Origin of the sequence: Caldisericum sp., assembly GCA_022759145.1 — a bacterium.
GTDB lineage: Bacteria > Caldisericota > Caldisericia > Caldisericales > Caldisericaceae > Caldisericum.
Window position 1 is genome coordinate 1 of sequence record JAEMPV010000007.1, and the last position, 5,914, is coordinate 5,914.

Below are 5,914 nucleotides of genomic sequence, written 5' to 3' on the forward strand. Positions count from 1 at the left end.
AATTTCTTCCATACTTGATTTTCTTAGAAACTAAAGTTGATTTTATAAATTACGATCTTGCACCAACTACAGAGACAATTTTCATTTCAAGAACTCCTCATATAAATTAATCGATTTCATCCTTTTGTTCTCCCAATTATTATATACACAAAAGATAATTTTTAGCATCCTCTTCCGTTTTTTGTAATCCACCTGTATTATTTGTAAAAAACTTCGCAGTTTTTCCTATCGTATTCATTTGGAAAATATAGCCTAATCTTCTGCCAAAAATTCCCTTGCCATGTAATATGAGAATATCTTATAGCATATTTTACCAAAGCCCATATTGTAATAAACAATAGTACTCATTTCATGCCCTTCCAAAGATATTTTACCATAAAACCTCTCTTTACTAGCTCTTTTCCAAAATCAAAATGTCTTGTTCCTCCAGGAAGGACCTGAGTTATTGCATAATGATTAAAAATCCAAATATTTTGTTAAACATTATCTATTTCCCCTATGGCTTTTTCATAGATTTTAATAATTAGTTTGAAATTTTCTTTCCAGTTATATTTATCTAAAACAAAGTTTCTTGCATTAACTGAAAGTTCTTTTCTAAGATGTCCATCTAACACAATTTTTTCTATAGCATTAGCAGTAGCTCCGGGGTCCTTGGGAGGAACAATAAATCCGGTCTCTCCATCTTTAACTACTTCAGGAAGACCGCCAATATTAGAAACTACCACAGGAATTCCACAAGCCTCCGCTTCTAAAACCGCAACCCCAAATGATTCACTCTCAGATACAGATACAGATACAGTAAACATATTGAAATACTTTGGAACTTCATCATGAGGAATAAAACCAAGAAATTTTACTTTGTCCTCAATATTTAGAGATCTTACTAATTTTTCTAATTCTTCCTTCAAATAGCCTTCTCCTCCAATATGAAGTTCTAAAGGTAAATAAGGATATTTGTCTACTAATATTTTAAATGCCCTGATAAGATACTCAATTCCATATTTAGGTTTTAAGGCTTTTATAGTGCCAATTATAATTTTATCTTTTGGCTTCAGTTCAAACATTGGTTTAAACTTCTCACAATCAACACCAAAAGGCGTTACAAAAACTTCTTTATCAGTATACTTTTTGGTTTCTTCTGCCATAATACTGCTTGTAGAAAGGATAAAATCCGCCTTTTTGAGGGCATATTTCACAAAATATTTATGTAAGAAACTTTTCTTAGGAAAATCAAAAATATCTGACCCCCAAACTGATACTACAAATGGATGATAATTCAATAAGCCCCCAACAAGTCCATAACTGGAAACATAATGAGCATGCAAAACATCAGGGTGATATTGTTCAACTATTTTCTTTATGTTAGGAATATGTAGTAGATAATTAAGTTTTCCTAAAGGAGAGATGATCGGAGGAAAGTATAAAGCATCAACATCTTTAGGCAAAGGCTTATGAAAGGATATTACAAGGACCTCATTACCACTCTCTTTTAGGCTATAAGCAATCTTTAAAGTATGAACACTATTTGCAGGTGCTAAGAGACAAATTTTCATAAAACTTCCTTATTTAAGGGTGCAGATATCAAAATGCCCATTTTAAAGTTTTGAAACACTCCCATTTTGTTCATGATTCTTGTTTGGTGGGTTAATCTTATATTTGTAAATAATCTTTCTGTTTCGCAATAAAATTTGATCAAGTATAGAGGACAAAAATGGAATCACCAAAGAATAAAAAGCAACTTCCCATATTAACAACAAATGGAAATGATAACCAAAAAAACTTACACTTAAAGTACCAAGTAACCAAGAATTCAAAAGTATCCAACTAACCTTCTTTGTTTTCAGAGTAATGTAATATATTGCATACGAAATAATTCCTAAAATTAACGAGAAGAACAATGTACCCCAGTAACCTAAAGCCAGATAAACGGTACCAAACATTGTGCCAACATTGGTAGTATCTGATTTTGAAATCTGTACCCACGGTTGAGTCCATAACGAAATATTGTATTCTTTGAGACCACCTATCCATCGGTATATATTTACAGGTACATTAAGCAAATCTTCTAAATTAAAAATTTGGTTATAATGTGCTAAATATTGCCCCAAAGCAACAGGACCAGACAGAATATAGCGCTCAAAATGATTGAGTATGAAATACACAGAAGACAAAGCTTGACTGTACCCATATGTAACCGCAAACATAAAAAAATATGTACCGAAGAATACTAAAGATATTAATATTCCTCCGAGAATTAAGTTTTTATAAGTAATTCCTTTCTTCTTTGTTGTGAATGATTTTAATATTAAAATCGTAGCCAAAGGAATAATAAGATGATATTTGGTCTGAGAGACGAAAATAACAAACGCCATTAAAAATATAGAACAAAGAACAATTTTTTTGTTAACCTGCGAGGGTATATAAGACGCTAAAAGTAAAAAACTAGGGTAACCTAAGTTTACTAAATGTCCCAGAATACCCCTGCCATAAGCTTGTTTAAAGATTGCACTCGTAATAAGAGCAATCCCATATTGATGGATAAATGAGAAAAGATCTAATAAGCCAGCAATTATAGCAACCCATAAAAGAAATAGCAAAAAAACGGCATTCTTTTGGACAAAATTTTTAACGTGTTCAAATCCATTTTTAAATCTTAGTTTGCCAAAAGTGGCTAAAAAAAATAATTGGCCTGGTAACCATAAGAAGATGAAATTAAGCAGCAAAAAAACATAAGCATCTAAAGTGATGTTGTAATAACCTCTTATTCTTCCAATAGATTCTATGTATAAACTTAACATGACAATTGGAAATACGACAACCGTAAACGGGGTGAACAAAGATCCGGTTTCCTTATAATCAATATACATTAAAGCAAATGAAATAAACGCAAATATAATGACCATTTACAAGTCTCCTCTAAGGATATTATCGAAAGTTTTTTTATCCACTTTCGACAGGTTATCCGACTCCTTACTAAGCTTCATTAGATAACGGAACGCATCTTTATAACTAACTTTATATCTAACTCTTAGCATCAAAAAGATATATATGAGAGCATATACTCTATACAATTTCCACAAAATTTTAGGATAGTATTTCTTAAGATGAACCAAACGATTTAGATGATGAATAAAAGCAAGTTTAAGTTTTCTCTCGCTTAGCTTATTAACAGAACTACCAAGTTTATGATAGATCTTTGCATTTAATACACAAGCCATTTTCATTTTATTCTTCTTCATACGCATACTAAACTCATAATCTTCCTCTCCAAAGAAAAAATCTTCAGTTAGCACTCCATACTTTTCTAAAATGCTTTCTCTAATAAGCAACGCACATCCTGTAGCAAACGAGATATTAAGATATTTTCTCTTGGAATTGCATATATTCTTTGATGTGAAATATTTTCTCCAGCCAAAGGGTAATAACTTCCCTCCACAATTCCAAATTTTATCTGGTTGGTTATAGTAATAAATGCAGGGAACGCTAACTCCAATCTCTTTATTTTCTTCCATAAAATTTATCATTTCATTAAGAAAAGATTGTTGAGGAATAACGGTATCATTATTTAAAAGAAACACATAGTCAAATCCCCTTTCAATCGCATATCTAATTCCTACATTGTTCCCCTTTGCAAAGCCCAGGTTTTCTTCATTAAGGATAAGCACCATTAAATTTTTATAATTTTGTTCAGACTCATTTCCGTTGCTGAATTGCAAATCTTTTCTTTTAAGTTCAATTATCCCTGCTGGCTTACTATATGAGTCGTATTCCAAAAAATTTGATTTCAATTGAATTTTTCCTTCAGCCCACGCCTTTATTTTTTCAATTGAATCATCTGTAGAACCATTGTCGACAACTAATACTTGATAGTTTGGATAACCAAGGTTGTAAACACTCTCAAGGCATTCGACAGTGTCCTTCCAGCCGTTCCAGTTTAATATTATTATCGCAACTTTAGGAAAAACATTCGAATCCATGCTTAAGCTATTTATTGTTACTTTCACTTTACCTCATTCAAAATTTTTCAATAAACCAATTAATAGTTTCTTTCATTGCTATCTTAAAATCGATAGCAGGCATCCATCCGAATTCTGTCTTTATTTTCTCAATGCTTAGTGCATACTTTCTATCATGTCCAGGTCTATCTTTTACAAAGGTAATAAGTTTCCTGTATTCATCAACTGGTTTATTTGTCAATTCAGCAAGAGTTTCACATATCAGATTTACAAGGTCTATGTTCTTCCACTCGTTCCCACCACCAATATTGTAAACCTCTCCAATCCTTCCTTTATGCAACACGACATCGATTCCTCTACAATTATCTTCCACATATAACCAATCCCTTACATTGAGACCATCTCCATAAACTGGCAAGGGTTTCCCTTGCAATGCATTGGTAATCATTAAAGGAATGAGTTTCTCCGGATATTGTCTTGGGCCAAAATTGTTTGAGGAACGCGTTATTAACACAGGCATTCCGTAAGTTACATAGTATGCCCTTACCAATAAATCTGCAGAAGCTTTCGAAGCAGAATAAGGACTGTTGGGCTTAAGTTGTGATTCTTCAGTAAATTTTTCGGTGCTTTCCAAAGGTAAAGAGCCATAAACTTCGTCAGTGCTAATTTGAAGGAATCTTGCCGAATCAAACATGTTATTCTTACTCCAAAATTCTTTTGCAACATCAAGCAAAACCTGAGTGCCATAGACATTTGACCTTATAAATACTTCTGGTCCTTCAATACTTCTATCAACATGTGATTCTGCTGCAAAATTCACAACATATTCTGGTTTAAATGTTTCAAAAACATATTCTACAAGTTCTCTATTTCCAATATCACCCTTTACAAAATGATAATTAGGTTTATCATCCACACCTTTAAGATTCTCAAGATTACCTGCATAAGTAAGTTTATCGAGGTTTATAACTTCGTAATCTGGGTGTTCTTTAAATAGGTAATGAGTAAAGTTTGATCCAATAAATCCCGCACCACCGGTTACCAAAATTCTTTTACTCATCTAATAATTCCTCCCTATAATTTGTTACAAATTCGTCAAATGCCTCTTCCCACTTTCGCATTATATTCTTATTTTCAAGTTCAAACAAATAATTGTCAAGCACTGAAAATTTTGGCCTCTTTGCTAATGTAGGAAATTCTTCCGTTTTAATCGGCACAACTTTTGCATTAAGTTTCAATTTCTCAATAATTCTTTTTGCAAATTCAAACCAGGTTGCTTGACCAATGTTTGCAGCATTATAAAGACCAATGCTATCTTCTTGAATAAGTTTCCAAGTTTGTCTTACAACATCAAGTGTATAAGTAGGGGTTCCTACCTGGTCATTTACAACTCTTAACTCTCCTTTTTCTTTTGCAAGTCTTATTATTGTCTTCACAAAGTTTGAACCATTAATTCCGTAAAGCCAGGAAATCCTTAAAATAAGATGGTTTGGGTTATGTTCCTTTGTATAAGTTTCTCCAAGAAGCTTCGACTTTCCATACACTGATATAGGATTAGGTTTATCAAATTCATTATATGGCGCACTTTTCAAGCCATCAAAAACATAATCAGTGCTGAAGTAGATAACCTTTGCATTTACCTTAAAGGAAGCAAAAGAAACATTTTTCGCTCCAATTGCATTGACTTGATAAGCAAGAGTCTGCTCCTTCTCTGCCTGGTCGACTTTGGTATATGCTGCACAATTAATAACGACATCTGGGGAAATCTCCTGAAATTTATTAACGAGTTTCTGCGAATCAAAAATATCGAGTTCCTTATGAGAAAAAGAGTGCAATTCAACATTAGTATTTTCTATCAAATACCTTTCAAACTCTTTGCCTAACTGCCCATTACTACCAAGTAAAATAATTTTCATTGGGTCACCTTAACGTTCCTCTCAAAAAAAACAAAAGGAGGA

At 32.6% G+C, this 5,914-nt stretch carries 4 protein-coding genes and 1 pseudogene; all 5 read right to left on the bottom strand.

Features of this window, described 5'->3' with window-relative positions; translation table 11 throughout:
• Window positions 1-476: 476 nt before the first annotated feature.
• Window positions 477-1,553 carry a glycosyltransferase gene (locus JHC30_00340; protein ID MCI4462611.1) on the bottom strand — a complete coding sequence of 359 codons (1,077 nt, stop codon included), beginning with the start codon at window positions 1,551-1,553 and terminating at the stop codon, window positions 477-479.
• Window positions 1,554-1,595: 42 nt separating this feature from the next.
• Entirely contained in the window at window positions 1,596-2,903 is a 1,308-nt protein-coding gene (locus JHC30_00345; protein MCI4462612.1) for an oligosaccharide repeat unit polymerase, read from the bottom strand.
• Window positions 2,904-4,004 carry a glycosyltransferase family 2 protein gene (locus tag JHC30_00350; GenBank protein MCI4462613.1) on the bottom strand — a complete coding sequence of 367 codons (1,101 nt, stop codon included), beginning with the start codon at window positions 4,002-4,004 and terminating at the stop codon, window positions 2,904-2,906.
• A 10-nt stretch (window positions 4,005-4,014) separates the two neighbouring features.
• The gene (rfbB, locus tag JHC30_00355) at window positions 4,015-5,016 is read right to left on the bottom strand and encodes a dTDP-glucose 4,6-dehydratase (GenBank protein ID MCI4462614.1); all 1,002 of its coding nucleotides are present in this window, start codon (window positions 5,014-5,016) and stop codon (window positions 4,015-4,017) included.
• A pseudogene (gene rfbD / locus JHC30_00360) lies at window positions 5,009-5,872 on the bottom strand (dTDP-4-dehydrorhamnose reductase). Before rfbD ends, rfbB begins: the two are co-directional and overlap by 8 nt.
• Between the last annotated feature and the right edge of the window lie 42 nt (window positions 5,873-5,914).

Bases quoted from the DNA above. Each gene is read 5' to 3' on its own strand.
- rfbB (MCI4462614.1), bottom strand. From the start codon at position 5,016: ATGAGTAAAAGAATTTTGGTAACCGGTGGTGCGGGATTTATTGGATCA.
- JHC30_00345 (MCI4462612.1), bottom strand. From the start codon at position 2,903: ATGGTCATTATATTTGCGTTTATTTCATTTGCTTTAATGTATATTGAT.
- JHC30_00340 (MCI4462611.1), bottom strand. From the start codon at position 1,553: ATGAAAATTTGTCTCTTAGCACCTGCAAATAGTGTTCATACTTTAAAG.